General features: G+C 43.2%; 25 protein-coding genes. 19 read left to right on the top strand and 6 right to left on the bottom strand.

What is annotated here, in order from left to right; all coding sequences use genetic code 11:
• Positions 1-15: 15 nt before the first annotated feature.
• From DXB77_RS02150 to DXB77_RS02175, 6 genes are all read left to right on the top strand, one after another.
• On the top strand, positions 16-2,331 hold the full coding sequence (locus DXB77_RS02150; protein ID WP_118662536.1) for a hypothetical protein: 2,316 nt from the start codon (positions 16-18) through the stop codon (positions 2,329-2,331).
• 619 nt (positions 2,332-2,950) lie between these two features.
• Positions 2,951-3,574, top strand: a complete 624-nt coding sequence (locus DXB77_RS02155; RefSeq protein ID WP_117807186.1) for a TetR/AcrR family transcriptional regulator — start codon at positions 2,951-2,953, stop codon at positions 3,572-3,574.
• A 99-nt stretch (positions 3,575-3,673) separates the two neighbouring features.
• Positions 3,674-4,375, top strand: a complete 702-nt coding sequence (locus DXB77_RS02160) for an ABC transporter ATP-binding protein (RefSeq protein WP_021944944.1) — start codon at positions 3,674-3,676, stop codon at positions 4,373-4,375.
• Between the two features lies 1 nt (position 4,376).
• Positions 4,377-7,106, top strand: coding sequence for an ABC transporter permease (locus DXB77_RS02165; RefSeq protein WP_118662537.1), 2,730 nt, complete (start codon positions 4,377-4,379; stop codon positions 7,104-7,106).
• Between the two features lie 447 nt (positions 7,107-7,553).
• On the top strand, positions 7,554-8,843 hold the full coding sequence (locus tag DXB77_RS02170) for a dihydroorotase (RefSeq protein WP_118662538.1): 1,290 nt from the start codon (positions 7,554-7,556) through the stop codon (positions 8,841-8,843).
• A 79-nt stretch (positions 8,844-8,922) separates the two neighbouring features.
• Positions 8,923-9,480 (top strand): hypothetical protein, encoded by a 558-nt coding sequence (locus tag DXB77_RS02175; RefSeq protein ID WP_182439416.1) that lies wholly within the window; start codon positions 8,923-8,925, stop codon positions 9,478-9,480.
• Here DXB77_RS02175 and DXB77_RS02180 read toward each other — a convergent pair.
• Positions 9,463-10,215 (bottom strand): helix-turn-helix transcriptional regulator, encoded by a 753-nt coding sequence (locus DXB77_RS02180; protein ID WP_161117541.1) that lies wholly within the window; start codon positions 10,213-10,215, stop codon positions 9,463-9,465. The two genes, DXB77_RS02175 and DXB77_RS02180, sit on opposite strands and share 18 nt — an antisense overlap.
• A gap of 242 nt (positions 10,216-10,457) precedes the next feature.
• Between DXB77_RS02180 and DXB77_RS02185 the strand changes: the two genes are divergently transcribed.
• The 4 genes from DXB77_RS02185 to aguB all read left to right on the top strand — a co-directional run bounded on the left by DXB77_RS02185 (position 10,458) and on the right by aguB (position 15,237).
• Positions 10,458-11,075, top strand: a complete 618-nt coding sequence (locus tag DXB77_RS02185) for a cytidylate kinase-like family protein (protein ID WP_021944939.1) — start codon at positions 10,458-10,460, stop codon at positions 11,073-11,075.
• A gap of 183 nt (positions 11,076-11,258) precedes the next feature.
• Complete coding sequence (locus DXB77_RS02190) at positions 11,259-12,614, top strand: Na+/H+ antiporter NhaC family protein (protein WP_118662540.1); 1,356 nt, start codon at positions 11,259-11,261, stop codon at positions 12,612-12,614.
• 20 nt (positions 12,615-12,634) lie between these two features.
• Positions 12,635-14,284: an amidohydrolase gene (locus DXB77_RS02195; protein ID WP_118662541.1), complete on the top strand. Its 1,650-nt coding sequence runs from the start codon at positions 12,635-12,637 to the stop codon at positions 14,282-14,284.
• Positions 14,285-14,382: 98 nt separating this feature from the next.
• On the top strand, positions 14,383-15,237 hold the full coding sequence (gene aguB / locus DXB77_RS02200) for an N-carbamoylputrescine amidase (RefSeq protein ID WP_118662542.1): 855 nt from the start codon (positions 14,383-14,385) through the stop codon (positions 15,235-15,237).
• On the opposite strand, the gene DXB77_RS02205 is transcribed toward aguB, so the two are convergent.
• On the bottom strand, positions 15,238-15,522 hold the full coding sequence (locus DXB77_RS02205; protein ID WP_117785686.1) for a DUF1294 domain-containing protein: 285 nt from the start codon (positions 15,520-15,522) through the stop codon (positions 15,238-15,240).
• Between the two features lie 194 nt (positions 15,523-15,716).
• On the opposite strand from DXB77_RS02205, the gene DXB77_RS02210 reads away from it, so the two are divergent.
• The 9 genes from DXB77_RS02210 to DXB77_RS02255 all read left to right on the top strand — a co-directional run bounded on the left by DXB77_RS02210 (position 15,717) and on the right by DXB77_RS02255 (position 23,548).
• A complete protein-coding gene (locus DXB77_RS02210) occupies positions 15,717-16,220 on the top strand; it encodes a GNAT family N-acetyltransferase (RefSeq protein ID WP_118662543.1) in 504 nt (167 codons plus the stop codon).
• Between the two features lie 388 nt (positions 16,221-16,608).
• The gene (locus DXB77_RS02215) at positions 16,609-17,292 is read left to right on the top strand and encodes a hypothetical protein (protein ID WP_118662544.1); all 684 of its coding nucleotides are present in this window, start codon (positions 16,609-16,611) and stop codon (positions 17,290-17,292) included.
• An 18-nt stretch (positions 17,293-17,310) separates the two neighbouring features.
• The gene (glgB, locus tag DXB77_RS02220) at positions 17,311-19,782 is read left to right on the top strand and encodes a 1,4-alpha-glucan branching protein GlgB (RefSeq protein WP_118662545.1); all 2,472 of its coding nucleotides are present in this window, start codon (positions 17,311-17,313) and stop codon (positions 19,780-19,782) included.
• 60 nt (positions 19,783-19,842) lie between these two features.
• A complete protein-coding gene (locus DXB77_RS02225) occupies positions 19,843-20,391 on the top strand; it encodes a GNAT family N-acetyltransferase (protein ID WP_118662546.1) in 549 nt (182 codons plus the stop codon).
• 135 nt (positions 20,392-20,526) lie between these two features.
• Positions 20,527-20,727 (top strand): cold-shock protein, encoded by a 201-nt coding sequence (locus DXB77_RS02230; protein WP_008402657.1) that lies wholly within the window; start codon positions 20,527-20,529, stop codon positions 20,725-20,727.
• A 143-nt stretch (positions 20,728-20,870) separates the two neighbouring features.
• Positions 20,871-21,551, top strand: coding sequence for a nicotinamide riboside transporter PnuC (gene pnuC, locus DXB77_RS02235; RefSeq protein ID WP_118662547.1), 681 nt, complete (start codon positions 20,871-20,873; stop codon positions 21,549-21,551).
• A 136-nt stretch (positions 21,552-21,687) separates the two neighbouring features.
• Entirely contained in the window at positions 21,688-22,041 is a 354-nt protein-coding gene (locus DXB77_RS02240) for a dihydropteridine reductase (RefSeq protein ID WP_118662548.1), read from the top strand.
• Positions 22,042-22,074: 33 nt separating this feature from the next.
• On the top strand, positions 22,075-22,329 hold the full coding sequence (locus tag DXB77_RS02245; RefSeq protein ID WP_118662549.1) for a TetR/AcrR family transcriptional regulator: 255 nt from the start codon (positions 22,075-22,077) through the stop codon (positions 22,327-22,329).
• Positions 22,330-22,840: 511 nt separating this feature from the next.
• Complete coding sequence (locus tag DXB77_RS02255) at positions 22,841-23,548, top strand: DUF6796 family protein (RefSeq protein WP_118662551.1); 708 nt, start codon at positions 22,841-22,843, stop codon at positions 23,546-23,548.
• A gap of 296 nt (positions 23,549-23,844) precedes the next feature.
• Here DXB77_RS02255 and DXB77_RS02260 read toward each other — a convergent pair whose 3' ends face one another.
• The 4 genes from DXB77_RS02260 to DXB77_RS02275 are packed head-to-tail and all read right to left on the bottom strand — an operon-like array spanning position 23,845 to position 26,855.
• Positions 23,845-24,780, bottom strand: coding sequence for a thiamine pyrophosphate-dependent enzyme (locus tag DXB77_RS02260; protein WP_008402654.1), 936 nt, complete (start codon positions 24,778-24,780; stop codon positions 23,845-23,847).
• A 15-nt stretch (positions 24,781-24,795) separates the two neighbouring features.
• Complete coding sequence (gene porA, locus DXB77_RS02265; protein ID WP_118662552.1) at positions 24,796-25,977, bottom strand: pyruvate ferredoxin oxidoreductase; 1,182 nt, start codon at positions 25,975-25,977, stop codon at positions 24,796-24,798.
• Positions 25,978-26,280, bottom strand: a complete 303-nt coding sequence (locus DXB77_RS02270) for a 4Fe-4S binding protein (protein ID WP_008402652.1) — start codon at positions 26,278-26,280, stop codon at positions 25,978-25,980. It lies immediately after the preceding gene.
• On the bottom strand, positions 26,280-26,855 hold the full coding sequence (locus tag DXB77_RS02275) for a 2-oxoacid:acceptor oxidoreductase family protein (protein ID WP_021944928.1): 576 nt from the start codon (positions 26,853-26,855) through the stop codon (positions 26,280-26,282). The genes DXB77_RS02270 and DXB77_RS02275 overlap by 1 nt, the downstream gene beginning before the upstream one ends.
• Positions 26,856-26,866: the final 11 nt, after the last annotated feature.

Below are 26,866 nucleotides of genomic sequence, written 5' to 3' on the forward strand. Positions count from 1 at the left end.
TAGGAGGTAATTAGTATGAGTTATAAAAATATGAAAGCAAGAAAAAGATTTATGGCAATCGCTCTGAGTGGCGCAATGATGTTATCTGTTACAGGCTGTGGCAGTGCAGCAACAGGAGATGTACAGACATTAGAGAACCCGGAGATCATGAGCAAGAGTGATGAAGAATTATCAGATGTACTTGAGAATTCTATCGGACTTTCCGAGAATACAGACAGTGATAAAGATGAAACCGTTTACGTTATTGCTGATGCAGCAGGTAATAAGCAGGACGTTATCGTCAGTGAGTGGTTAAAGAACACAGATGGTGAGGCAACCATTAAGGATAGCAGTAACCTGACTGATATCGAGAATGTAAAAGGCGACGAGACATTTACAGAGAATAATGGAGAACTTGTATGGAAGGCAGATGGCAATTCCATTTATTATCAGGGCAAGTCAGAGGAGCAGGTTCCTGTAGAAGTTAAAGTTACTTATTATCTGGATGATCAGGAGATCACACCGGATCAGCTGGCAGGCAAGAGCGGCAAGGTAAAGATGAGATTTGAATATGTCAATAATTCAAAGAGTGGAGATGTATATACTCCTTTCCTGATGGCGACCGGTATGATCTTATCAAATGACAAATTCTCAAATATCAAGGTTGAGAATGGTCAGGTTGTAAATGATGGAAACAACAGTATCGTTGTTGGTATGGGTATGCCTGGTCTTCAGGACAGCCTGGATCTGCAGAAATTAGATGTTGAGATTCCGGATTACTTCGAGGTTACAGCAGACTGTACAGATTTCTCTCTGGACATGACAATGACAGTTGCTTCTACCGGATTCTTATCCAAGGACAGCGATAACAAGGATCTGAAGGATGCTGAATCTGATATCAACGAACTGATCGACACATACAGCGATGGTATGAATTCCCTCGTTGAAGGAATTACAGAATATACAGATGGTGTATCTTCCGTATCCGATGGTGTTGGTCAGGTAAAGGATGGCGCAGACAGCTTATATCAGGGTTCCTTAACTCTGGCACAGGGTGTTGATTCTGCAACAACAGGTGCTGGTACATTAAAAGCAGCATTTGAAGGTGAAAATGGTATCTTATCCGGTTCCAAGCAGATCAGCGACGGACTTGCAACATTAAACAAAGCTGTAAAGGGAATCGAACTTCCAACCAAGACAGAATTAAGTGATAAAGAAAAGAAAGCAATCAAGAGCACGATCACAGAAAATATTACAAATAACCTGACAGCAAACAAGGATAAGATCGCAGATGGTGTTGATAAGGATGCTGTAACAGCAGAGGCACAGAAGAATGGTAAAGCAGCAGCACCTTCTAAGGAATCCGTTGTAAAAGAAGCACAGGCAGCAGCGCCTTCCGCTGATACAGTTGCAGCAGAAGCACAGGCAGCAGCACCTTCCGCTTCTACGGTAGCAGCAGAGGCACAGGCAGCAGCACCTTCATCATCAACAGTAGCATCCGAAGCATCTGGTCAGTTTGCAACTTATTTCCAGGAATTTGTATCTGCTTATACACAGATGACAGGTTCCCAGCCGGATGATGCAACACTTGCTGCATTACAGGGAGCATTTGCAACTGCATATGGTGATGTATATGGAGCAGCTTATAAGTCAGGATATGGTACAGCTTATGGTTCCGGTTACAAATCCGGTTACGGTACAGCTTATGGCACAGCTTATACATCCGGCTACAGCACAGCATACGGTACAGCATATACCAATGCTTTCACAGCAGGTTATGGCAGTGCATATGGTACAGCTTATAAGTCAGGATATGGTACAGCTTATGTAGAAGGTTATAAGTCAGGATATGCAACAGCATATCAGGATGGTCTTTCCTATGGTGCGAATCTGGTACTTGGCAAGCTGAGTTCATTCTCCGGACAGATCACAACTCTGAAGAAGAGTGTAGACGCTCTGGCAACTGGTGCATCAGCACTGAACACAGGTCTTGGCAAGGTATATACAGGCACTTCTGATCTGTATAATGGTATGGTTAAGTTGAATGGTGGTGCAGGCAGCCTTACAAAGGGTGCAAATACTCTGAAAGAAGGCGCAGGCACATTAAAGGATGGCGCATCAAAGCTGACAGATGCAAGTGGTGACTTAAAGGATGGCAGTAAGCAGTTATCAGATGGTACAGATAAGATCGTTGATGCAGTAAATGACGCAGAAAAGGATCTGGATTCTCTGTCAGAAAAGTGCGATAAGGTCATCAAGGCCGGTGAAGCTTATGAATCCTTCGGTGGAATCTCAGATGATATGAAGGGTAGTGTTAAGTTTATCATCAAGACCGATTCAATCAGCAAATAATTAATAAATGAAAATCGTTTGCCCTATAAAAAGCATTGGTTGGATTTTGTTTACGATTTAAGACAAAAGGATACCTTGTTAGGACATCCGAAGTAGGAAAAAAGAATATAGTTTGACATAGGGGCTCCGGTTTCGCATGTTTTTCAATGAATCAATCCTTGAATATATGCCGGAGCCCTTTTAATGTGTACTAAGTGCATTTCCGGTTTTATATTCTGAATATGCCGATTACTTCCTCTTGATAAAATCTCTACATGAGACGCACTTGTTTTTCTATTTGAAACACATGCCTGATTCACACCTGCTCCGTGCTAACTCGCTCTTCGAGCTCAAACAAGCACCCGCAGGTGTTGGCAATGTGTTTCGCATAACGAAAAACTGCGTGAATGTCGTCATGTAGAGGTTTTATTATACGGAAGCAACGGCAATTATGTTATATGAACCGGAAATGCCTGTTGCAGCATGGAAAGGCGTCAGGCAGATTTAATGTTTAGCCGGAAATACAGAGGCTATTATATAAAAAAGGGGTTGACATATATACAGTTTAGATGTAACATAACGATGTTATGTGAATGGGCGTTCATATGTTAGAGCAGGATTAAATTGGTGGTGAGATGAGATGAAGGACGATCGGGAGACAAAAGAAAAGCTGCTTGCAAGTGCAGAGCATGAATTTATGGAGAAGGGCTATCAGGGTGCATCCCTCCGTAATATCTGTAAGAATGCAGGTGTGACGACCGGTGCATTATATTTCTTCTTTAAAGATAAAGATGATATATTTGCTTCACTGGTGGCACCGGTGCTTGGAAGTATCCGTACGATGATGGAAGCACATATGCAGCAGGAGTTGCAGGAGGTAAAAGGCGAGCTTCAGGAGGGGAAGGATGATTTCAGCGATGACATCTATGCATCCCGGCGGATCATTCATGAACTGTATCAGAATTATGACCGGGTACAGCTTCTGCTGACAAAGAGTCAGGGATCAAGTCTTGCAGGATGTATTGATGAATTTGTGGCATTTACAGAGAAGAATTACCGGATGCTGGCAGACGCACAGGCAAAGGTGTGTGGAGTTGCTGCACCGGATGATTATACGATACACTGGATGGCACATATGCAGATCGATGCATTTGTCCATCTGCTGACACATGAATCCGATGAAGAAAAAGCAGTTGCCCATCTGAGAGACATATTGAAATATCTGCTTGCCGGATGGTATGCACTGTTTCAGAGAGATGAATAGATAACAAAAAGCTATGTGAAATTTTATTTTGCATAGCTAAAAAAATGATAACAACATAACGGTGTTATGTAAGCGAAAAAATAACAGGAGGAAGCGAGTATGTATTTAGAGGTATCAGATGTAAAAAAAAGTTATGGAGAAGGTGGAAGCTACATACAGGTTTTAAAGGGAGTATCCCTTCAGGTAAAGCAGGGCGATATGTGTGTCATTCAGGGAACCAGTGGTTCCGGTAAGTCTACGTTATTGAACTGTATCGGTGGACTGGATACGATCGAATCCGGTTCGATCAAGGTAGACGGAACCGAGATCGCAGGCATGAAAGCAGATGAATTATCTGACTACCGAAGAGATTATCTGGGATTTATCTTCCAGTTCTATAATCTGGTACCGAACCTTACCGTGCGGGAGAATATACAGATCTGTGAATATCTGACAGATCAGCCGCTTAATATGGATGAGCTGCTTGAGATACTGGGACTGACAGAGCATCAGAATAAGTTTCCGGCACAGTTGTCAGGTGGTCAGCAGCAGAGATGTGCGATCGCAAGAGCGCTGATCAAAAATCCGAAGCTGCTCTTATGTGATGAACCCACCGGAGCACTCGATTCCAAGACATCAAGGGATATTCTGATCCTTTTGGAGAAGATCAATGCGACTTATGGAACGACAATGCTGATCGTAACGCATAATAATTCCATTAAGAATATGGTCGATCAGGTCGTGATCGTAAAGGATGGTCAGATCAGGAAAGATTATTACAATGAGACAAAGGTACCGGCAGCAGAATTGGAGGATTTATAAGATGCAGAAAGTATTGAGAAAAAGGATTTGGAGAGATTTCAAAAGCAACCTTCCAAGATATCTGGCATTGTCCCTTCTGATCATACTTACCATGTATCTGGTAGTCAGTCTGGTCGGTGCGGCAGAGACGATCATTCGCGGAAGTAAGAATGCTGACAGCAGACAGTGTGTTGAGGATGGAGATTTTTCACTGTTCGTACCGATGAAGAATGAAGAAATGGAAGATCTGGAAGCTGATGGTGTGGCGATCGAGCCACAGTTCTATATGGACTATGAGATTGACGAGGATCATACGCTCCGTATCTTTGCAAACAGAGATGAGATCAATAAGATCGATCTGGTAAAGGGTACACTTGCAGAAAAGGAAAATGAGCTGGTGGTAGAACGCCAGTTTGCAGAGAAGAATGATATATCAGCAGGTGATGTGCTTACATTTGGCGGACGGGAATTTACCGTTACCGGAATCGGTACAACACCGGATTATGATAACGTATTAAAATCTTTGGGAGATACCGGGTGCGACTGCCTGCATTTTGGTACGGGATTTGTTGCAGCTGATGTATACGATACACTTCGTGCAGAAGAAAAAAGTATAAAGTCAGAGGAATATTATTATGCATACCGGTTAAATGGTGCTATGACGGATGATGAATTAAAAGACCGCCTGGAGAAGCTGGAATTTACATCCGGAGATGTAGAAGATCCGTTTTTTCAGGAATACTGGAATCGTACTATGGGACAGAAGGACGATCTGACAGATGGTATTCAGGAGCTGTTAGATGGAGCAAGAGAGTTAAAGGACGGACTTGCTGAGCTGACCAATCATAATTCAGAATTAACAGATGCATCGGGAGAGATCCTTGAGTCCTATTTGAAAGAGGCGAATAAGACCTTAAAGAATTATGGCGTAGAAGAACTGACAAAGGATAATTTTGAGACTGTTCTGCAGTCTGAGATTGACGGAGCAGACAATGCGATCCTGCGTTTCTCTTATAAAGATCTGTTGTCACAGTTAAAGGAGCTTAAATCATTTGATGATGGAATTATAGAATATACAGATGGAACAAAAGAGGCTGAAGATGGTTCCGATGAGTTGCTGGATGGTATTCAGGAGTTAAAGGATGAGACAGATGATATGATCGATGACATCTTCTCAGAGGATGCACAGAACCTTATGACCTTTGTAAAGGCAGGGGATAATGTGAGAATTCAGGCGGCTTCCGGTGATTCGGAATTATACCGGAGCGTTGGTACGATCGCAGGTGCGATCCTGTTGATCCTGATCTCTTATGTATTATCAGTGTTCGTTGTACATTCGATCGATCAGGAAAGTGCCGTTATCGGTGCGTTATATGCACTTGGGGTAAAGAGAAAGAATCTGATGGCACATTATGTAACACTTCCGACTGTAATCACATTTGTTTCAGGTCTGATCGGAACACTGCTTGGATATTCAAGCCTTGGTGTGCCAATCCAGATGCAGGACTGCTACAACTATTATTCCCTTCCGGATCTGGATGTTATCTATATGCCATATCTGTTCATTTATGGAATCGTGGTTCCACCGGTTATTTCTATAATCGTTAATTCACTGGTTATCCGAAAGAGGCTGTCGAAGCCGGTTCTTACAATGATCAGGAATGAGCAGAAGGTTGGTAATGGTAAGGATATAAAGCTTGGAAATATGAGCTTCATGAATCTGTTCAAGATCCGCCAGATGCTTCGTGAGAGCCGTACCGGATTTACGGTAGTCTTTGGAATGTTTGTAAGTCTTCTGCTGGCGATGATGTCACTGGAGATATATACTTACTGTGCGAATGTAAATCGTGATTATGTAAATGATACAAAGTATGAGTATATGTATACCTACAAATATCCGACAGAGGAAGTTCCGGAAGGTGGATATGAGGCATATGCAAAGACACTGAAAAAGAAAATTTACGGTTACAACTTTGACATAACAGTTATGGGACTGACAGAGAATAATCCGTTCTTTGATGTGAATCTGTCAGATTCATCCAGTAAGGTTGCAATCAGTTCTTCGATCGCTTACAAATACGGTCTGGATGTTGGTGATACTCTGACACTAAAGGATGATGAAGCAGATAAGATCTATGCATTTGAGATCGCATCTGTTGCGCAGTATGCGCCATCCTTTATGGTATTTATGCCATATGACAAGGCGCTTGAGTTATTCGACGAACCGGAGGATTATTTCAATGTTGTATTTTCCGACCATGCACTCGATGTCGAGACCGGAAGATTATATGCAACAACGACAAAGACCGATGTGAAGAAGGCTGCCGGTATCTTCTCGGATATAATGCAGGGAATGATCCTTACAATTGGAGGAGTATCTGTTCTGATCTTCATTGTTGTTATGTATCTGATGATGAAGGTTATGATAGATCGGTCTTCTTTCAACATTGCGTTGATTAAGATCTTCGGATACCGGAATAAGGAAGTGAAGAAGATGTATCTGGATGGTAATTTCTATATCATAACGATAGGAGCATTGATTTCGATTCCACTGACCAAATGGATCATGGATGTGGCTTATGAGCCTGCCTTTGTTCCGAATATTGCCTGCGGTATCGACAAGTCCTTCCCATTCTGGATGTACCTTGCCATCTTCGCAGGCATCCTGATCCTGTACTTCATCATCAACCATCTGCTGATCCGCAGAATCCGCAAGATGGTGCCTGCTGAAGTGCTGAAGAACAGAGAGTAACAGGCATTTCCGGTTCTTTATTGAACGCCTTTGTTACTTCCACATAATAAAACCCCTGCATGAGACGCACTCGTTTTTCTATTTGAAACACATGCCTGATTTGCATCTGCTCCGTGCTAACTCGCTCTTCGAGCTCAAACAAGCACCCGCAGACGCTGGCAATGTGTTTCGCATAACGAAAAACTTCGCGAGTGTCTCATGCAGGGGTTTTGTTTTGTGGAAGTAATGCCAGTTACGAGGTAAGAACCGGAAATGCTTGTTGCGTTCATATAATTAAGATGTTACAGCAGATATAAGATAAGAGCAAAAAGGCGGTTGTGTTGAAAAGACAGGTTGTGGTAAACTGGCATTGCAGGCAGGTGGACCAGGTATAGCATAAAGAGAGTCTCAGGATGGAAGTGAGATATGGCACATGCCTGCGGATAGTATATATCAGGAGGATATTACATGTTATTAATAAAGAACGGCAGGGTCGTTGATCCTGTGACAAATACAGATCGGAAGCTGGATGTGCTGGTTGATGGTGCGGTGATCACAGAAGTGGAACAGCAGATAGATCCGGAAGCATGCAGGGAAAAGTATGGTGCAGATAATGTTCGCGTGATCGATGCGGAAGGACTGGTGGTTGCACCGGGGCTGGTCGATACACATGTACATTTCAGAGATCCGGGCTTTACTTATAAAGAGGACATCGAGACCGGAGCAGAGGCTGCCGCTTATGGCGGATTTACGACGGTTATCTGTATGGCAAATACGAAGCCGGCAGTTGATAATGTAGAGACACTTGAGTATATTCAGAGAAAAGGGGAAACGACCGGGATCCATGTGATCCAGACGGCGACCGTTACAAAGGATCTGAAGGGAAAAGAACTTGTAGATATGGAACTGCTGGCAGAACATGGTGCTGCCGGATTTACAGATGATGGTATCCCGATCATGGATGAAGAAGTCTTAACGGAGGCAATGCTTCGTGCGAAAGCGCTTGATCTGCCGATTAGTCTGCATGAAGAAGATCCTGCATTTGTAAAAGGTGCAGGTGTGAATATGGGAGCAGTATCCGGGCAGCTTGGCTATGGTGGGGCTTCCAGAACAGCAGAGGATGTCATGGTCGCAAGAGACTGTATCCTTGCCCTTCATACAGGAGCATCTGTCTGTATTCAGCATATCAGTTCCGGAAATTCCGTTGAGTTAGTAAGACTTGCAAAGAAGCTTGGTGCGGATGTTCATGCAGAAGCAACACCACATCATTTTACACTGACAGAGGGTGCGGTTCTGACCTATGGAACAATGGCAAGAATGAACCCACCGGTCAGAGAAGAAGCAGACCGGTTGAAGATCATTGAAGGCATTCAGGATGGCACGATCGATATGATCGTAACCGATCATGCACCGCACAGTGCAGAAGAAAAGGCACGTCCGATGGCACAGGCACCGAGTGGGATCACAGGCCTTGAGACATCACTGGCACTGGGAATCCGTTCACTGGTACAGCCGGGCTACATCACACTTATGAAGCTTATGGAGCTGATGAGCAAGAACCCGATGGAGTTCTACCGGATGACACCGGGCAGCATCCAGGCGGGAGCGCCGGCTGATATTGTGATATTTGGAGAAAACGAAGAATGGACCGTTGAACATTTCCATTCCAAAGCCTCGAATTCACCGTTTTTTGGTTGGACACTTCCGGGAAAGCTTCATTACACGATCTGCAACGGTAAGATCGTAGCAGAGAACTAGAACACAGGGGATACGGGTACATACAGGGAATCATACATTTTTTTGTACAGGAGAAAGAAGAAATGGCAAAAGAATTAAGATGAGCAAATCCTTATATGCGGTAGGAAGCTATAAAGAATATGATATGAATAATCGTTTCTTTAACATCAACCTTGCCGGTGGTGCATTGCTTGATATCGGAGTATATGCACTCAGTCTGATGCGCAGCTTCATGGCAGAGACACCGGATCAGGTGATGAGTCAGGTGCGGTTCGCGCCGACAGGGACGGATGAGCAGGCAAGCATCATCCTGATGAATAAAGAACGACAGATGGCAGCTATTACGCTGTCCATGCATTCAAAGCAGCCAAAGCGTGCAATGATCAGTTGTGAAAAAGGGTATATCGAGATCATGGAATATCCAAGAGCTGATAAAGCGATTATCGTAGATGCTGCAAGCGGAGCAGTTACACCGGTAGAAGCCGGTGAAACAAAGCGTGCGCTTGAATATGAGATGCGGGATATGGAAGAAGCGGTACAGTCCGGAGATGTAAGCCGGATGCAGATGCCTTTTACCGGAGATGTCATGAACATCATGACAGACCTTCGAAAGAACTGGGGCTTAGTCTATCCGGAAGAATCAAGAAAGACGGAGTAGATCCCATTTTGATGAGGTTCCGGTCTTTCGGAAGATATTCTGTAAGTGCTTCTGGATCGTGTTCTCACTGATCCCGAGAGTGGCTGCAATCTCATCGTTATTTGCAAATGAAAAGATCAGAGACAGGATCTCTGTCTCTCGTGGAGTAAGGTCATAGCCTTTTGCAAGTGCCGGGATACGGTTTGCAAGAGCGGTATGGCCTTTCTCTTTTTCCGGATATAGGATCTGTTCATAGGTTACGTTGATATGCTTGCCAAGAGAACGGAAGAAGAACATATCATCGTCTGTAAAATCCCCATCGATCTTGGTCCGAAACAGCGTCAGGATACCGGAGAATTCTCCACTGCAGATCATGCTGTACTGTAAGGAATCGTAGACATGGAATTTCTGATAACAGTGCTGATAGAGAGAAGAGTTCAGACGGACATCATCATTTACCAGATCGCTTTCTCTTACAAGCTGGGATTCCCGTACATTGTTGATCCAGAGCAGATGATCCTCACTCATATGATCGATGTAGAGCAGTTCTGCTTCATAGAAATAATCAGGAAAGCAGACCGGAGTCGGTACGATCTCAGTTCGGTTTTCCGGATTGACGGAGATAATGCTCGCATAAGTAAATGGGATCAGCAGGCGAAGCCTTGGGAGAAACTCATCTCTCAGTGCTTCATAGGATTTACATTGGTACAGCGTATATACGATATCGTTATAGATCAGAAAGTTGTTCTTTTCCATTGTGGGTCTCCTTTGTGTGAAATGATGTTGATTTTCAGGCAGATGCCAAGACTGCTTCATTTGCGTAGCAAGCCATCCGGTCGAAAGTTATATAAATACAATTATATATTGCAAAATACTTGTTTTCAAGTATATACTATCGAAAATGATTAGCATTTACCTCAAATTAATAATTGAAAAACAGTAGGAAATTGAGATAAGCTATAAAATGAAAAAGAGATCAGAGAAAGGAAGCGTTGCGGATGAAGGATAAAAAATATGTTATAACAATTACGAGACAGTTCGGAAGCCTTGGAAGACCAATCGCAAAACTGATGGCAGAACAACTGGGAATAGAGTATTACGACAGAGATATCGTGGATCAGGCAGCCAAGCAGTTGAAGCTTCCCGCTTCTGTTGTAGACGAAGAAGAAGAAAGCGCAAAGAAGATCTTCAAGAATCCGTTTTCCAGAATGGTACTTCCGCTTGGCGGTGGCACGAACAGTACACAGGATGATATTTTCGATGCACAGCAGAATATCATACGATTTCTTGCAGAGAAAAGCTCATGTGTGATCGTTGGACGCTGCTCTGACTTTATCTTAAGTGAGATGGACAATGTGATGAATATATTCATCTATGCTCCGTACCCGGATCGTGTTGAGAATTGTGTGAATTCGATGGGACTGGAAATCGATGAAGCCCGTAAGATGATCGTAGCCGTTGATGAGGCGCGTGATTCCTATCACATGAATTATGCCGGATATAAGCCGGGAGACATCAATCATTGTGATATCCTGATCAACAGCAGTCTGCTCGGTGTAGAAAATACTGCAAAGTATCTGGCAGAACTGGTACGTGAGAAGTTTATCAGTGATTAATAAGGATTAGACGTAATTAAAATCAAGTAGAAACTTATCATATATAATAATTGTAAATAAGTAAATGAAATTGTAAACTAAAAGCAGTTGATACGAAGGCGTATCTGCAATGCTATAAGGCATTGCGGATGCGCTTTTTGTTGTTTTATAAGGAAAAATACAAAACGGAAAGGAAGAATGGTTATGACACATGGCTTGGTGGCACTGTTAATAGTGCTGATCGTAATTGTCGGTTCGATACTGACACATCGCTGCGAAGAATTTATGATCGGGGGTTCTCTGGTCGGCGCGGCAGTTTTATTTAAAGGTTCATTTCTGACACAATGGTGTACGATGCTTCAGGAGACGATTTCGGAAAATGTCTGGATCGTTGTAGTATGCGGATTGTTCGGCAGCCTGATCGCCTTACTTCAGACAGCAAAGGGAAATTATGGTTTTTCTAAGCTGGTTTCCAAATTATGTAATTCAGAGCGAAAGACATTACTTACCACATTTATACTTGGTATATTGATCTTTGTAGATGATTATCTGAATGTTTTATCGATTGGCGCCTGTATGAAAGGTGTTTACGATAAACGTAAGATACCGAGAGAGACACTGGCGTTCATGCTGGATTCTACAGGTGCTCCGGTTTGTGTACTTCTTCCGTTTTCAACATGGGCAGTGTTCTATGCAAGCCTGTTCATTGATCAGCCGAGTGTACAGGCATACGGATTCACCTCCGGTATGAAAGCGTACTTAAGTGCCATTCCATTCTGTTTTTATCCAATCATTATATTATTGATCGTATTTTTATTCTGTATGGGAATCATGCCAAAGCTTGGTGGTATGAAGAAAGCGTATAAGCGTGTAGAGGAGACCGGCAAGGTTTACAGTGATGCCAGCAGAAAGTACAACCATGAAGATCGTGCAGGTTATGAAGAAGACGGAAATATCTGGGATTTCGTTATTCCGATGGCAGTTCTTGTAGCAATTGCCATTATCACAGGTGATCTTCTTCTGGCAGTTGTTCTTGCAATCGCATGTTGTATGCTGATGTATCTTCCAAGAAAGATTATAGCTGCAAATGAGTTCTTTGGTGTGATCGTAAAGGGATTTGCGGATATGCTTCCAACCCTTACCTTACTGGTACTTGCATTCTTATTGCAGAAGGTAACAGAACAGCTTAACATGACAGATTACATAATCGATCTGGCACAGCCGTTATTAACAGGCTCTCTGTTCCCGATGATCACATTTATCCTTGTTGCGGCGCTTTGTTTTGCGACCGGATCCTTCTGGGGCATGAGTGCAGTCGTTGCACCGATCGTATTCCCGCTTGGCGCAGCAATCTCCGCAAACCCGGTTCTGATCATGGCAGCAATTATCTCCGGTGGTGCATTTGGAAGCCATGCATGCTTCTACTGTGATGCAACGCTTCTGGCATCGAACAGTGCAGGCATTGATAATATGGAACATGCAGTATCCCAGCTTCCATATGTTATGATCGCAGCTATGTTGTCAATCGTTGGCTTCCTGATCTGTGGATTTATAGTTTAGAGTAAAAGGGGGCATGTGATATGGCGGAATATATTATAAAGAGCCGGGCAGTATTTGATGGTCGGGCGGATAGCTGTAAGCCGCTTGCTGTCTGGATCAAAGATGACAGGATCAAGAAGCTCCTGCCATATGATGAGACAAATGCCGTTCCGGCGGATGTTCCGATATACGATATGGGTGACAAGCTTGTCATGCCGTCCTTTATCGATGCACATACCCATATATTTACCGGAGCGGTAGCCGCAAGTGAATATGTATGTAACACGTTGGATTCCTGTCATTCGGAACAGGAATGTGTGGAGCAGATGGTTGCATATGTAAAGATGCATCCGGGACAGAAAAGGATTCGAGGAACCGGATGGTTTATCGGAAACTGGACAGAAGACCGTATGCCGGACAAACGAAGTCTGGATGCATATTTCCCGGATACTCCGGTATATCTGGAATGTGCGGATGCACACAGCATGTGGCTGAATTCAGCAGCACTTGCTGAAGCCGGAATCAGACCAAACCCGAGTCTTGCAAATGGCATGATCGAGACTTACCCGGATGGAGAGCTTACCGGAATGTTGATCGAACCGGAAGCCTATGCGCCCGCCATGGAAAAGTTCATGGATTTTACGGATGAAGAAATGACAGGAATACACAGACATTTCAAACAGGTACTTGCAGAGAACGGAGTTGCAGGCTTAAGTGAGATGTTTGCAGAAGATTATACAGAAGAGATTTATAAGAAATATGAATTACTGAAAAAGCTGGATGATGAAGAGGGGCTGTATGCAAATGTATATGTCTACACGAAGTTATTTGGCTATACCTCATTTGAAAAGTTCTTTGAGATGAAAGAAAAACTGGATTCCAGACATTTTCAGATCACTGGCTTAAAGGGCTTTATTGATGGAGTGACGGAGACTTATACCGGATTGCTTTTGGAGCCGTATACAGACCGCCCGGACACCTGTGGAGAGAAACTTCCGCTCTGGCCGAGAGCGAAGATGCAGGAGGAGATTACGGCGGCAAATGAGGCTGGCTTGCAGGTCAGACTTCATTGTATCGCAGATGGTTCTGTCCGCATGGCACTCGACATGTACGAGGAAGCGGAAAAAAGAACCGGAAGAAAGGATCTTAGAAATACGATTGAGCACATCGAGAATATTCATCCCGATGATGTCAGAAGATTCAAGGAACTGGATGTCGTAGCATCGATGCAGCCATATCATCTGATCCTGTCCAATAATGACAAGATTGTGCGGCTTGGAAAGAAGCGGTGCAGATACGAATGGCCGATGAAAAGCATCACAAACACCGGAGCAGCATTTGCAGTTGGAACGGATTATCCGGTTGTAGGCTTAGATCCATTTCAGACAATCTATGCGGCTGTAACCAGAAAGGATGCTGACGGAAGATTATCCGGTCAGAATCCGTGGGAAGTCATTGATATGGCTACAGTCTTAAAAGGATATACTTACGGAGCCGCTTACGTCTATCAGGCAGAAGACCGAACCGGTTCTATAGAGGCAGGCAAATGCGCAAATCTTATCGTGCTGGATCAGAATCTGTTTACGATCAATCCGGAGATGATACCGGATACCAAAGTGCTATGGAATATATTTGAGGGTCAGACGATATATGACAGACTGAATAATCTGGCAGGTGCGAGTGGAATATAAGCTGTTGAAAACAGACAACCGACGGATGATAGATTTGACGGATGTAAGCTGGAAATCAATATAAAAATAAGATGTTCTGATAACAGGAGGATATGAGTATGAGAAAGGTAAAGGTAGCGGCTACACAGATGAGCTGTAGCTGGAATAGAGAAGAAGTGTTAGACAAGGCGGAGAAGCTGGTTCGGAAGGCAGCAGCAGAAGGAGCAAATATTATCTTGTTACAGGAATTATTTGAAACTCCGTATTTCTGTCAGAAGCAGAAATTTGAATATTTTGATCTGGCAAAGCCGCTTTCAGAAAATGCAGCAGTAAAACGATTTACCGAGGTTGCAAAAGAACTTCAGGTTGTTCTGCCAATCAGCTTTTATGAAAAGGCTGGAAATACAGCATTTAATACAATAGCGATCATTGATGCAGATGGTACGATTCTTGGAACATATCGAAAGACACATATCCCGGATGGACTGCCATATGCAGAGAAGTTCTATTTTACACCGGGAGATACCGGATTTAAGGTATGGAAGACCAGATATGCAGATATCGGCGTTGGCATCTGCTGGGATCAGTGGTTCCCGGAGGCAGCCAGAAGCATGGCACTTCTTGGAGCAGAGCTGTTATTCTATCCAACCGCGATCGGAAGCGAGCCAACATTGAACATTGATTCCAAACCGCACTGGCAGCATGCGATGCAGGGACATGCAGCAGCCAATATCATGCCGGTGATCGCATCGAACCGTATCGGAACCGAAACGGACGATGAATCTTCAATGACATTTTACGGTTCTTCCTTTATCGCAGATCAGACCGGAACGATCGTGGAGGAGGCAGACCGTGAGACAGAAGCTGTGCTTGTCCATGAATTTGATCTGGATGCGATCGCACAGATGCGTAGAGAATGGGGCGTGTTCCGTGACCGCAGACCGGAGATGTACGGAACTTTGATGCACCATTAATTAAAAATATTTCAAGTATAAGATCACACACATAAGTTCAAGAATGAAGATTGCAGGAAGCCCAATGTAGAATTTGGGCTTCCTGATTTTATGTCGGAATAACAGCATACCAAGAATCGCACCAAAGATTCCGAACACTCCGGCGAGGATCAGGTGGGCTTCCGGGATGCGCCACTTGTGGTGGATGGCTTTCCATTTGTCGATGCCATACAGGAAAAATACGATCAGATTGATCAGGATATATGTACTTAAGAATAAATGATCTTTTATCAGTTCAAATAACATATGTGGTTGTACTCCTTTCATCCGTACAGACTGCTTTCACAAAGAAGAAGTTCGTTCCTTCGCAGTTTCCAGTCAAGCAGATTTTCATTATATGCATTTTAAGATGATTTTTGTGGATTGTCTATATTTATATTCTTGAAGCCTGTTTGATACGGGCTTATAATGATGCATAAAATAAGAAAGAAGGACGAAAGATGAATATACAGATCAGAGAATATAAAGATTCAGACATACAGGAGATGAACCACATCTGGAACCGTGTGGTAGATGATGGAGTTGCTTTTCCACAGGAGGATGACCTGACAGAGGAGACAGGCAGGGGATTCTTTGCAGGCCAGACCTATACTGCGGTGGCAGAGGATACAGACACAGGAAAGGTGCTCGGACTTTATATCCTGCATCCAAATAATGTCGGACGCTGCGGTCATATCTGCAATGCCAGCTATGCGGTAGATGCGGATGTAAGAGGACTTCATATCGGAGAGAAGTTGGTGTCTGACTGTCTGGTACAGGCAAAGGCGCATGATTATCTGGTGCTGCAGTTTAATGCGGTGGTGGCTACAAATGTGCATGCAAGACACCTCTATGAGAGGCTTGGATTTACGCAGCTTGGAACGATTCCGGGTGGTTTTCGCATGAAGGATGGACACTATGAGGACATCTGCCCATATTACTTTGACCTGAGAACGCTACATTAGATAATTACAGCATGCAGTTAAATGTTTTGTTGTTCCGATTACAAAGAAAAAGCAATATAAAAGTAAGGCTCGTTACGATTCCTATTCGGTTCGTGCACTGATTTGTCAGCAGTCGCCCAAACTCGTATTTTGTATCGGAACATTTAAAATATTAGCATGCTGCAATTATCTTATCTGCCAAGTCTTTACGGATCAAAGTAATATGTTTAACAAAATATAATTTAAGAGCTAAGACAGTATGTGGCAGAAATATATAATGAAGAAAGCAGTATGTTTTCTTTACACAAGTCAATTAAAATGGTAAAATAATTAATATGCGTAATAAGAACGATATAATTTATTTGATGTGTCAAATAAGACTTTAGAATAGAAATCAGGATAGATAATCATGTTTAGATATAGATTTTTTCAGGTGATCCTTGCGATTGCAGTTGTAATGCTGATCGTGTCGTCTGCGGTGTTTATCTCATTCCAGGGAGTGAATATCAGTGAGGCAGAGTACACATCAGAGATGACCGGACGAACATTTGAGTCAGATGGAGCAGATGGTTCGGAAACTGCTCTGACGGAGTTCGAGGCGTGGCTGGAGTACAGCATCATTGCGGATGGACTGAAGGAAAACGGAAATAATGTTGATTTTGATAAAGGAAATGTGAAGCTTTGCGACTATAACCTGACGCAGCTTAGACAGTTGAAGAAGGTGAAGGATGAGGCGAAACGAATGATGTTCCTGTCGGTGATCCTGCTCATCATAGGATTTCTGGCAGTAAAGAAAAGACGAATGTATGAATGTGTCGTATGGGGCGGCGTTGCAGCAAGTGTGATCGGTTTGATATCACTGATCCTGCTCGCAGTATCCGGAAGCGGCATTTTCTATGGCGTTCGTGAGATGGTATTTAAAGGCAGGTATGATGTATTTTTCTCAGGGGATGACAGACTGATCGCGCTGATCCCGGACAATCTGGGACTTCGGATGTTCCTGATCTATACAGGAGTGATACTTGCCGGACTTGTTATTACGATCATAGTACGACTGATAAGCTGGCGAAAGACACAGCCACACAAATTCTAATATATTCAGGAGGGTTATATGAACAAGAGAATCAACGATTGGATCAACTGGGTACTGTATGATGAACTGATCGCAGGTAAACTGAATGCACCAAAGCATCTGCTGGGTATTCATGAATATGGGGAAGGACAGATCATCACAGCCTATCGTCCACATGCGGTGGAAGTGAAGGTTACATCCAGAACAGGTAAAAAAGTTCATACGATGGAGAAGGTAACGGATGAGGGATTTTATGCGATCTTTTTCCCTAAGAAGGAATTTAGCGGAACAAAATACAATCTGGTGACAACTTATGAGGATGGAACGACTGTTACGACAGCAGATCCATATGCATTTGACAGCCAGATTTCAGATTTTGATTCTTATTTATTTGCAGAAGGCAAGCACTACGAGATCTATAATAAATTTGGAGCACATCCGATGACGATCGATGGCGTAAAGGGAACCTATTTTGCAGTATGGGCTCCGGACGCGCGGAGAGTCAGCGTTGTCGGTGATTTCAATATGTGGGATGGTAATTTACATCCGATGCAGCTTCGACCAAACGGTGGAATCTATGAGCTGTTTATTCCAAATGTGCTTTCCGGCGCAGTATACAAATACCAGATTTTGACCCGTTATGATGAGATCTTATATAAGAGTGATCCATACGGAAATCAGGCACAGATGCGTCCGGACAATGGTTCGGTTGTTGCAGATCTGACGACCTACAAGTGGAAGGATACTGCATGGGTAAATAAGAGAAAAACCTACAGCAGAACAGATCGCATGAAGATGCCGATGACCATCTATGAGATGCATCTCGGTTCATGGAGAAAGAAAGTTGAAGACGATGACAGCGGCTTCTTCAGTTATAGAGAGTTAGCTCCGATGGTTGCGGATTATGTAAAGGATATGGGCTATACACATGTGGAGATCATGGGTATCGCAGAGTATCCGTTTGATGGTTCCTGGGGCTATCAGGTAACGAATTATTATGCACCGACATCCAGATACGGATTGCCGGAAGATTTCATGTATTTTATTGACTATTTACATAGTAAGGGAATCGGTATCATCTTAGACTGGGTACCTGCACATTTCCCGAAGGATGCACACGGACTTGGCAGATTTGATGGTATGCCGCTCTATGAGCATCCGGATCCAAGAAGGGGCGAGCATCCGGATTGGGGTACTTATATTTTTGATTATGGCAGAGCAGAGGTTGCAAACTTCCTGATCGCAAATGCACTTTTCTGGGTAGAGAAGTTCCATATCGATGCGTTACGGGTAGATGCTGTTGCATCCATGTTATATTTGGACTATGGTAAGCAGGATGGACAGTGGCTTCCAAATGAAAATGGCGGCAATGAGAACCTGGATGCAATTAAGCTGCTGCAGAATATTAATGCAGTTATGGAAGAAAAGAATCCGGGAGCATTCCTGATCGCAGAGGAATCAACTGCATGGGCCGGTGTGACTGCTCCGGCATCCATGAACGGACTTGGCTTCCTGTTCAAATGGAATATGGGATGGATGAATGACTTCCTCGAGTATATGAAGATGGATCCATATTTCAGAAGCTTTAACCATAACAAGCTGACCTTCAGCTTATCCTATACATATGCAGAGAATTATGTTCTTGTCATTTCACATGATGAGGTCGTACATCTGAAATGTTCAATGATCAATAAGATGCCGGGAAGCGAACCTCAGAAATTTGCAAATCTTCGTCTGGCATATGGTTATATGTATGGCCATCCGGGCAAAAAGCTGTTATTTATGGGTCAGGAATTTGCACAGCCGCGCGAGTGGAGCGAGGCAAGAAGTCTTGACTGGTTTGTCCTTGACAATCCGTTGAATCAGGGTGTACAGCGTTGGGTAAAAGCGTTAAATAATCTGTACAATGCGAATGATGCATTATATGCAAATGACAGCGATGTGATGGGCTTTGAGTGGATCGACTGTGACCATCCGGATAAGGGTGTGGTTTCATTTATCCGTCGAGGTTCTACACCGAGTAAGCAGTTGTTATTTATCTGCAATTTCGTGCCGGTTGAATATGATAATTATGAGGTTGGAGCACCTTGCTTCACAACATATAAAGAAGTCCTGAATTCCGACGACGTACAGTTTGGCGGAGCAGGAAGATTAAACAGTGGTAAGATCAAGGCTATCGATAAGAAGACAGAACGTATGCCTTATTCGATCAGTGTAACAGTACCGCCACTTTCTACTGTTGTTCTGGAATATGATTACACCGATGTAACACCGGAGGATATTCTGAAGAAGAAAGAGGCAGAAAAGAAAGCGGCAGCAGTAAAACGCGCGGCTGAGAAGAAAACGGCTGCGAAGAAAACTGCAACGGAAAAGAAGGATGTAGAGACGACGGAAGTTGTAAAAAAGGAGCCGGAGAAGAAGACGGCTGCGATAAAGACAAAAGAAACAGTAAGTAAGACAAAGCCTGCACAGACAAAAGCGGCAGTTTCAAAGAAGACTACTAAGAAATAATAAAAAATGCTGGATCGTACTTGTGCGGTTCAGCATTTTTTGTAGGCATAAGGAGAAGACATGAAGATAGAAAAAGTAAGTACAGCGGATGCGGAGGAGCTTCTCGCAATCTATGCACCCTATGTAGAAGAAACAGCAATATCATTTGAATATGAAGTACCGTCTGTAGATGAATTCAGGAACAGGATTGAGCAGATCTCAGCAAAGTATCCATACATAAAGGCAGTCGTGGATGGGAAAATCGCAGGCTATGCATATGCAGCAGGTTTCAAAGACAGAAAGGCATATGACTGGTCAGTGGAAACAACGATATATATCCGAAAAGACTGCAGGCAGCTGGGGCTTGGCAAAGCCCTATATGAGAATCTGGAAAAACTACTGAAGGAAATGGGAATCCTAAACATGAATGCCTGTATTGCAAGTCCGGCAGCAGAGAGCGGACATCTGACGGATGACAGTTACAGATTCCATAAAAAAATGGGCTTTACGCTGGTTGGACGTTTTCATAACAGCGGCTATAAGTTTGGTGAATGGTACGATATGATCTGGATGGAGAAGATGATTGGCGAGCACAGGAAGGATATGCCGGATGTAAGATTTGGCCAATGAAAAAGAAATTTATAAAAAACACTTGCAAAAAGATAATCCAAGCAATATAATACAGGAGAAGTGCAAAGAGGCACAGAGCGAGAAGCTCTGTGCCTCTTTAGTTTTCCAGGTATTAAGTTTTAGGAGGAAATTCAAATGAAAACAGGTACAGTAAAATGGTTTAATGCAAAAAAGGGATATGGATTTATCAGCGATGAGAATGGTGATGACATTTTTGTACATTTCTCAGCTTTAAATATGTCTGGTTTCAAAGTATTGGAGGAAGGCGATAAAGTTGAGTTCGAAGTAATTGAGGGAGAAAAAGGACCTCAGGCTGCAAATGTAACAAAGCTGTAAGCTGATACATAATGAAGATACCTCATGACAGATCATCGGTACTCAGAATTTTGAGAACCGATGATCGCCATGGGGTATTTTTCTGCGGATTCTTGCTGAAATTACGATTATATATTAGAATAGCGGCACAGGAGAAAGAAAATATGAACAATCCAATAAAAGAATTAACAAAGAAGGAATGGATCATCTGGTTAGGATCTATTTGTATCGTATGCATATCGAACCTGCTGACAACAGATTTTGATCTGCTGACTCTGGTAGCTGCATTAGTGGGTGTAACTTCGCTGATCTTTGCAGCAAAGGGAAATGTATGGGCGCAGATCCTGATGGTGATATTCAGCATCCTTTATGGGATCATTTCCTACCGGTTCCATTACTGGGGTGAGATGATTACATATCTTGGCATGACAATGCCTATGGCGATCTGGTCTACGATCACATGGCTCCAGAATCCTTCCGGCGGAAACGGAAATGTCGTAAAGATCCAGAAGCTGAACCGGAAGCACATCATAGGGCTTGTTATATCCGGCGTGATCGTAGCGGCAGTATTTTATTATATTTTAGTTGTATTCGATACCCCGAATATTATATTTAGCACCATATCGATCATAACCAGTTTTCTGGCAGCGGCACTTACGATGCTCCGTTCCTCGTATTATGCAGTATGGTATGCGGCAAATGATATCGTGCTGATCATTTTATGGGTGCTGGCATCCATGAAGAATCCTGCCTATATCCCGGTCGTTGTGAATTTCGGTATCTTCTTTATCAATGATATGTATGGCTATATCAGTTGGAAAAGGCGGGAACGGATACAACTGTAAGAATTATTATTGACGAAGGAAAATGGAGTGAGGGATAGTTGCTTCTTAGAAAACAACACATTTTATATTTCGTGTTGTTCTGTTTCACTGTTGGTTTTCTTATAATTGAGATATCAAAGATATGGAGGACAACAATATGAATACAGACAAAATCTATGCAGAGACACTCGCAAGCGAATATGCGCCAAAAGATACTTCGAAAGTGACAGCACTTAAGAAACTGGATCGCAAAGCAAAATTACCGGCAGAGGTATTTACTTATACATTGGGAATTCTGTCGGCACTTGTTATGGGACTTGGAATGTGCCTGTCTATGCAGGTAATTGGTGCAGGTACAGGCATGGTAATATTAGGAATCATACTTGGCATTATAGGTATTATTGGAATGGGTGTAAATTATCCAATCTATAAGAAAAAACTGGAAGAAGGAAAGAAAAAATATGCATTTGAGATTCTGGAGCTTGCAAAAGAAATCAGTAATGAAAGATAGAATCAATGAATGAAGCGGCAAGGAGATGAGAATTTGAATCGATCAGAAAGTAAATATTTCAATACGGCTGTCCGGATGGATGAGGCACTTATTGAGCTGTTGGAAACACAGGAATTTTCATACATTTCAGTAAAGAGTATTTGTGAGAAAGCTGGTGTAAATCGGTCAACTTTTTATCTTCATTATGAGAACACTTCAGATCTGTTGGCAGAGACGTTACAGTATATTTTGGATTCTTTTATGAGCTGTTTTCAGACAGATGCAAAGAGTACGATCGAGAAAATTTAGGATGCGCCGATTGATAAACTTCATTTTTTAACAGAAGATTATCTTGTTCCTTATCTGGAATATATCAAGAAGAACAGACGAATCTATCAGGCGGCCTTCGAGAATAAAGCATATGAGACAGATAAAAAATACAGCGGCTTATATACATACATTCTGGAACCGATACTGGGAAGATTTGGATTTGCAGAAAAGGATCGGAAATATGTATCAGCATTTTATATTCGTGGAATTACCGGAATTGTGAATGAATGGGTAGAAGATGGATGTAAAGAAGCTGTATCAGAAATGGCTTCACTGATCATAAAGGTTGTCATAGGTGATAATGCAAATAAAAATACAGTTACTATGCAATCTCAATGAGTAATGGATCGTACAAAATTGGAATGGACAATTCAGCCTTGAACAGGCAAAATTTATGTGTTAAACTGGCTCTAGTTAGAACAAGCTAACTAGAGCTTTTTTATATGGGAGTAAATAAGAAATAGGTAAAGGGAGAGAAAGAAGGGAGAAAATGGAAGAAAAACAACAATGGGAATATCAGAAAAATTGTCTGTTGGGGGCAGTTGGAGCAGCACTGTTGATCATAGGGGATCTGTGCCTGAGTATGGTTTCAGCCAATAAGGCAGACAGTGGATTGTATATGCGGGAGGCTTATCTGAGTGGAGAGTATCCATTAAGCAGAATTGTGATCTTACTTGTCACGGGATTGATCGGTATGTTCTTTTATGCATTTGGAATAAAAGCAATCTATCAGCAGATCAGACCGGAATGTAAGATATTGAGAGCTTGTATAAAATATGGTGGTTTAGGATATGTTGTATCCGGAGCAGCACTGCATTTTCTGGTAGGGACATTTGCATACTGGATCACATATCTGTCTGCACATATCGGACGGGAGCAGGCAATCCTGTTTGTAGACGACTATTATAACCGGTTTATGACAGCGATATATTTCGTATATATACCGATGATCGTTCTGATGCTTGCCAGCCTGATCGCAGTCCTTCGGAATAAAACAAATATGAGCCGATGGATGGTCGTGTTCCATATCGTAGTATGGCAGCTTATTTTTGCAGGCATACCCGATATCTTACAGGCAGCAGGCGCAGGTCTTTCAACGATTGGCTATGTATGCAGTCAGGCATCTGGCAATACCGCCGCCTTGATTTGGTTCCTCGCCAGCTATATCTGGGTGAAGACAGGAAAAACAAAGAAGTAGTTTATACATAAGTAAAAGTAGATAATGATTGGCAAATAGAAATACCATCATAATGAGAATAGAAATGAACTACTAAAAAAGATATATTAATTATTTATTGAAGAAGATAAAAAACAGAATCCCCTCTATGATGTGTTTTACTATTCATGAAGCAAGCCTTTGGGAGCGTCGGTTCTTAGTGAGTCGCTATATGCGACGAACTTTTCATAGGTATGGAATAGTGAGACAGGCAGAAAATAAATTAGCCCTTGGGGTATATTATAACCCCAAGGGCTGATTTATTTTCGTATGTGTGATTAGTTCTTCGAACAGCGGAACAGCAAATCCTCCCAACGGCGATCCACTTCCTCCTGATACTGAACGAGTAAATGCTCATTTTCAGGCTTGAACAAATGCTTGAAACGACCCTGTGTCCGTAAGAAGTCCTCGATCGGAAGCTTCTTCTTAGGAGAATAGCTTAAGATCCATTTGCCTTCGATGACTTCAAATAAAGGCCAGTAGCATGTTTCAACTGCCAGCTTACAGATATCCATGATCTGTTCGGTAGGATAACGCCAGCCACGAGGACAAGGAGCCATAACATTTAAGAAAGCAGCACCCGGTGTGTAGATGGCTTTTTCGGATTTCTCGTAGATATCACGCATATTACCAAGCAGAGTAGTCTGACCGACATAAGGGATATCATGAGCTGCCATAACCTGTGCCAGATCCTTACGGTTCTGCATCTTACCGTTTGACTGGGAACCGACAGGAGTGGTTGTTGTATCTGCATACATCGGAGTAGCGGAAGAACGCTGGATGCCGGTATTCATGTAAGCACCATTATCGTAGCAGACATATACCATGTCATGACCACGCTCCATAGCACCGGATAAAGACTGAAGACCGATATCATAAGTACCGCCGTCACCGCCAAATGTTATGAATTTATATGTTTCATCTAATTTACCCTTTTTCTTTAATACATGATAAGCAGTCTCTACACCGGAAAGGGTAGCACCTGCATTTTCAAATGCATTATGAATGTAACTGTCTTCGTAAGCAGTATATGGATACATGAAGGTGGAAACCTCCAGACATCCGGTAGCGTTACCGATAACTGCTTTGTCACCCTCATGAAGGGCACGGAGTACATTACGAACTGCGATCGTACCGCCGCAGCCTGCACACATTCTATGACCCGGAGCAAGACGCTCAGGCTTGTTCATTACTTCTTTAAAATTATATGCCATTTTTGTCTTACCTCCTTACTTTCTAAGTCCAATATACTGATACTGCGGAATGGTCTTGCCCTGCCCGATCATTTCCTCTAACTGGTTAAATACATCGGTTGCTTCCACTGTTGTATAATCTCTGCCACCAAGACCGTAGATATAGCTGACAGCCTTTGTAGAAGCTCCGATATCATACAGGTGTTCCTTGATCTCAGCGGATAAAGGACCGCCGCCTGCACGGAAGCCTTCGGAACGGTCTAAAATCGCAACTGCTTTTGTATGAGCCAGCGCCTTTGCAATTTCTTCACCTGGGAATGGACGGAAGACACGGAGCTTTAATAAGCCGACCTTCTTGCCCTGTGCGCGCAATGCGTCGATTGCTTCTTTTGTCGTTCCTGCTGCGGAACCGATCATAACGATCGCATAATCAGCATCTTCTAATTTATATTCCTCAAAGAAGCCGTACTGTCTGCCGGAGATCTTTGCGAAATCATTCGCAACATCCAGGATCACCTGCTTGGCATTCTTCATAGCTTCGTTCTGATTCATTTTGGATTCCATATAGAATGGAGAAGTTGCATATGGACCGACTGCCATAGGCATCTTTGGATTCAACAGGTACTGTTCCGGATTGTATTCACCGACAAATGCTTTTACCTTGTCATCCTCTAACAGTTCGATATTCTCAACTGCGTGGCTGGTGATGAAACCGTCCTGACAGATCATGATCGGAAGACGGACATCCTTGTGTTCTGCGATCCGGTAAGCCTGTATGAAATTATCATAAGCTTCCTGATTATTCTCTGCATAGATCTGGATCCATCCGGTATCTCTTGCACCCATACTGTCTGAGTGGTCGCAGTTGATATTGATCGGGCCGGATAAAGCTCTGTTTACAAGGGCCAGTGCGATCGGCAGACGGTTGGAAGCTGCAACATAGAGCTCCTCCCACATCAGCGCCATACCGCAGGATGAGGTTGCTGTTAAGACACGGCAGCCGGCAGCGCTTGCACCGATCGCAGCACTCATAGCACTGTGCTCACTCTCGACCGGAATAAACTCTGTATCGATCTCACCGTTTGAAATATATGTAGAAACAAACTGTGGAATCTCTGTAGAAGGGGTGATCGGGAATGCCGGCATGACATCCGGGTTGATCTGCTTGATCGCATAAGACACCGCTTCATTTCCTGATAAACGCTCTCTGATACCCATTTATTTGCCCTCCTTCATCGTAATAGCACCAAACTTACACTGATAAGCACAGATACCGCAGCCCTTGCAGTGGTTCAGATCGAAGTCAAGACGTTTGCCGCCTACGACCGGGATGCAGCTGTCCGGACAGACCGGTGCACATAACAGACAGTGTACACATTTGCTCTCATCTATGACGGGAGTAGCAGTTCTCCATTCACCTGTGTTAAATGCTTTGGAAGTACCACCGCCGTACACATGGTTACCGGGTGTGATTTCTGTATATTTACTTTTTTCATGTATTCTGCTGATATCTGTTCTCATTACTTGGTTACCTCCTTAAATGCAAGCTCAAGGGCTTTCATATTTCCATCGATAACCTCAGGCTTCTTTGCAAATTTGTGCTGATAGGAAAGTCTCATATCTGCAAGGAAATCATCCTGCTCCATGATACCGCTGACTGCAACGATAGCAGCAAGCATAGGAGAATTCGGGAAGTTCTTGCCGAGTGTCTGCATCGAGATCTCCCGGGCATCTAATGTATAAACTTTTCCTTTGTAGCCATTTAAATGAGGACGAACCTCATCCGGTGTCTTTGGGGTGTTAATGACGATCGCACCATCTTCTTTTAATCCGGCGGTTACATCCACGGATTCCAAGAGGGACTCGTCAACGACAACAACATACTGTGGGGTGTAGATATTGGAATGAACGCGGATCGGATCGCTGCTGATTCTGTTATAAGCAGTGATCGGCGCACCCATTCGCTCCGGACCATATTCCGGAAAACCCTGAACGTATTTTCCTGTTTTAAAAGCTACATCTGCAAGCAGCAGAGCAGCAGTTTTGGCACCCTGGCCACCCCGGCCATGCCATCTGATCTCAATCGTATCTTTCACTTTTTAATCTC

Source organism: Clostridium sp. OM05-9 (genome assembly GCF_003481465.1).
Classification (GTDB): domain Bacteria; phylum Bacillota; class Clostridia; order Lachnospirales; family Lachnospiraceae; genus Coprococcus; species Coprococcus ammoniilyticus.

What these genes read in the sequence shown, in the direction of transcription:
- DXB77_RS02165 (WP_118662537.1), top strand. Translation starts at nt 4,377, where the DNA reads ATGCAGAAAGTATTGAGAAAAAGGATTTGGAGAGATTTCAAAAGCAAC.
- porA (WP_118662552.1), bottom strand. Translation starts at nt 25,977, where the DNA reads ATGGGTATCAGAGAGCGTTTATCAGGAAATGAAGCGGTGTCTTATGCG.
- DXB77_RS02175 (WP_182439416.1), top strand. Translation starts at nt 8,923, where the DNA reads ATGAGCAAATCCTTATATGCGGTAGGAAGCTATAAAGAATATGATATG.
- DXB77_RS02150 (WP_118662536.1), top strand. Translation starts at nt 16, where the DNA reads ATGAGTTATAAAAATATGAAAGCAAGAAAAAGATTTATGGCAATCGCT.
- DXB77_RS02240 (WP_118662548.1), top strand. Translation starts at nt 21,688, where the DNA reads ATGAATACAGACAAAATCTATGCAGAGACACTCGCAAGCGAATATGCG.
- DXB77_RS02160 (WP_021944944.1), top strand. Translation starts at nt 3,674, where the DNA reads ATGTATTTAGAGGTATCAGATGTAAAAAAAAGTTATGGAGAAGGTGGA.
- DXB77_RS02155 (WP_117807186.1), top strand. Translation starts at nt 2,951, where the DNA reads ATGAAGGACGATCGGGAGACAAAAGAAAAGCTGCTTGCAAGTGCAGAG.
- DXB77_RS02210 (WP_118662543.1), top strand. Translation starts at nt 15,717, where the DNA reads ATGAATATACAGATCAGAGAATATAAAGATTCAGACATACAGGAGATG.
- DXB77_RS02190 (WP_118662540.1), top strand. Translation starts at nt 11,259, where the DNA reads ATGACACATGGCTTGGTGGCACTGTTAATAGTGCTGATCGTAATTGTC.
- DXB77_RS02225 (WP_118662546.1), top strand. Translation starts at nt 19,843, where the DNA reads ATGAAGATAGAAAAAGTAAGTACAGCGGATGCGGAGGAGCTTCTCGCA.
- DXB77_RS02205 (WP_117785686.1), bottom strand. Translation starts at nt 15,522, where the DNA reads ATGTTATTTGAACTGATAAAAGATCATTTATTCTTAAGTACATATATC.
- pnuC (WP_118662547.1), top strand. Translation starts at nt 20,871, where the DNA reads ATGAACAATCCAATAAAAGAATTAACAAAGAAGGAATGGATCATCTGG.
- DXB77_RS02170 (WP_118662538.1), top strand. Translation starts at nt 7,554, where the DNA reads ATGTTATTAATAAAGAACGGCAGGGTCGTTGATCCTGTGACAAATACA.
- DXB77_RS02195 (WP_118662541.1), top strand. Translation starts at nt 12,635, where the DNA reads ATGGCGGAATATATTATAAAGAGCCGGGCAGTATTTGATGGTCGGGCG.
- DXB77_RS02230 (WP_008402657.1), top strand. Translation starts at nt 20,527, where the DNA reads ATGAAAACAGGTACAGTAAAATGGTTTAATGCAAAAAAGGGATATGGA.
- glgB (WP_118662545.1), top strand. Translation starts at nt 17,311, where the DNA reads ATGAACAAGAGAATCAACGATTGGATCAACTGGGTACTGTATGATGAA.
- DXB77_RS02255 (WP_118662551.1), top strand. Translation starts at nt 22,841, where the DNA reads ATGGAAGAAAAACAACAATGGGAATATCAGAAAAATTGTCTGTTGGGG.
- DXB77_RS02270 (WP_008402652.1), bottom strand. Translation starts at nt 26,280, where the DNA reads ATGAGAACAGATATCAGCAGAATACATGAAAAAAGTAAATATACAGAA.
- DXB77_RS02215 (WP_118662544.1), top strand. Translation starts at nt 16,609, where the DNA reads ATGTTTAGATATAGATTTTTTCAGGTGATCCTTGCGATTGCAGTTGTA.
- aguB (WP_118662542.1), top strand. Translation starts at nt 14,383, where the DNA reads ATGAGAAAGGTAAAGGTAGCGGCTACACAGATGAGCTGTAGCTGGAAT.
- DXB77_RS02180 (WP_161117541.1), bottom strand. Translation starts at nt 10,215, where the DNA reads ATGGAAAAGAACAACTTTCTGATCTATAACGATATCGTATATACGCTG.
- DXB77_RS02260 (WP_008402654.1), bottom strand. Translation starts at nt 24,780, where the DNA reads ATGGCATATAATTTTAAAGAAGTAATGAACAAGCCTGAGCGTCTTGCT.
- DXB77_RS02185 (WP_021944939.1), top strand. Translation starts at nt 10,458, where the DNA reads ATGAAGGATAAAAAATATGTTATAACAATTACGAGACAGTTCGGAAGC.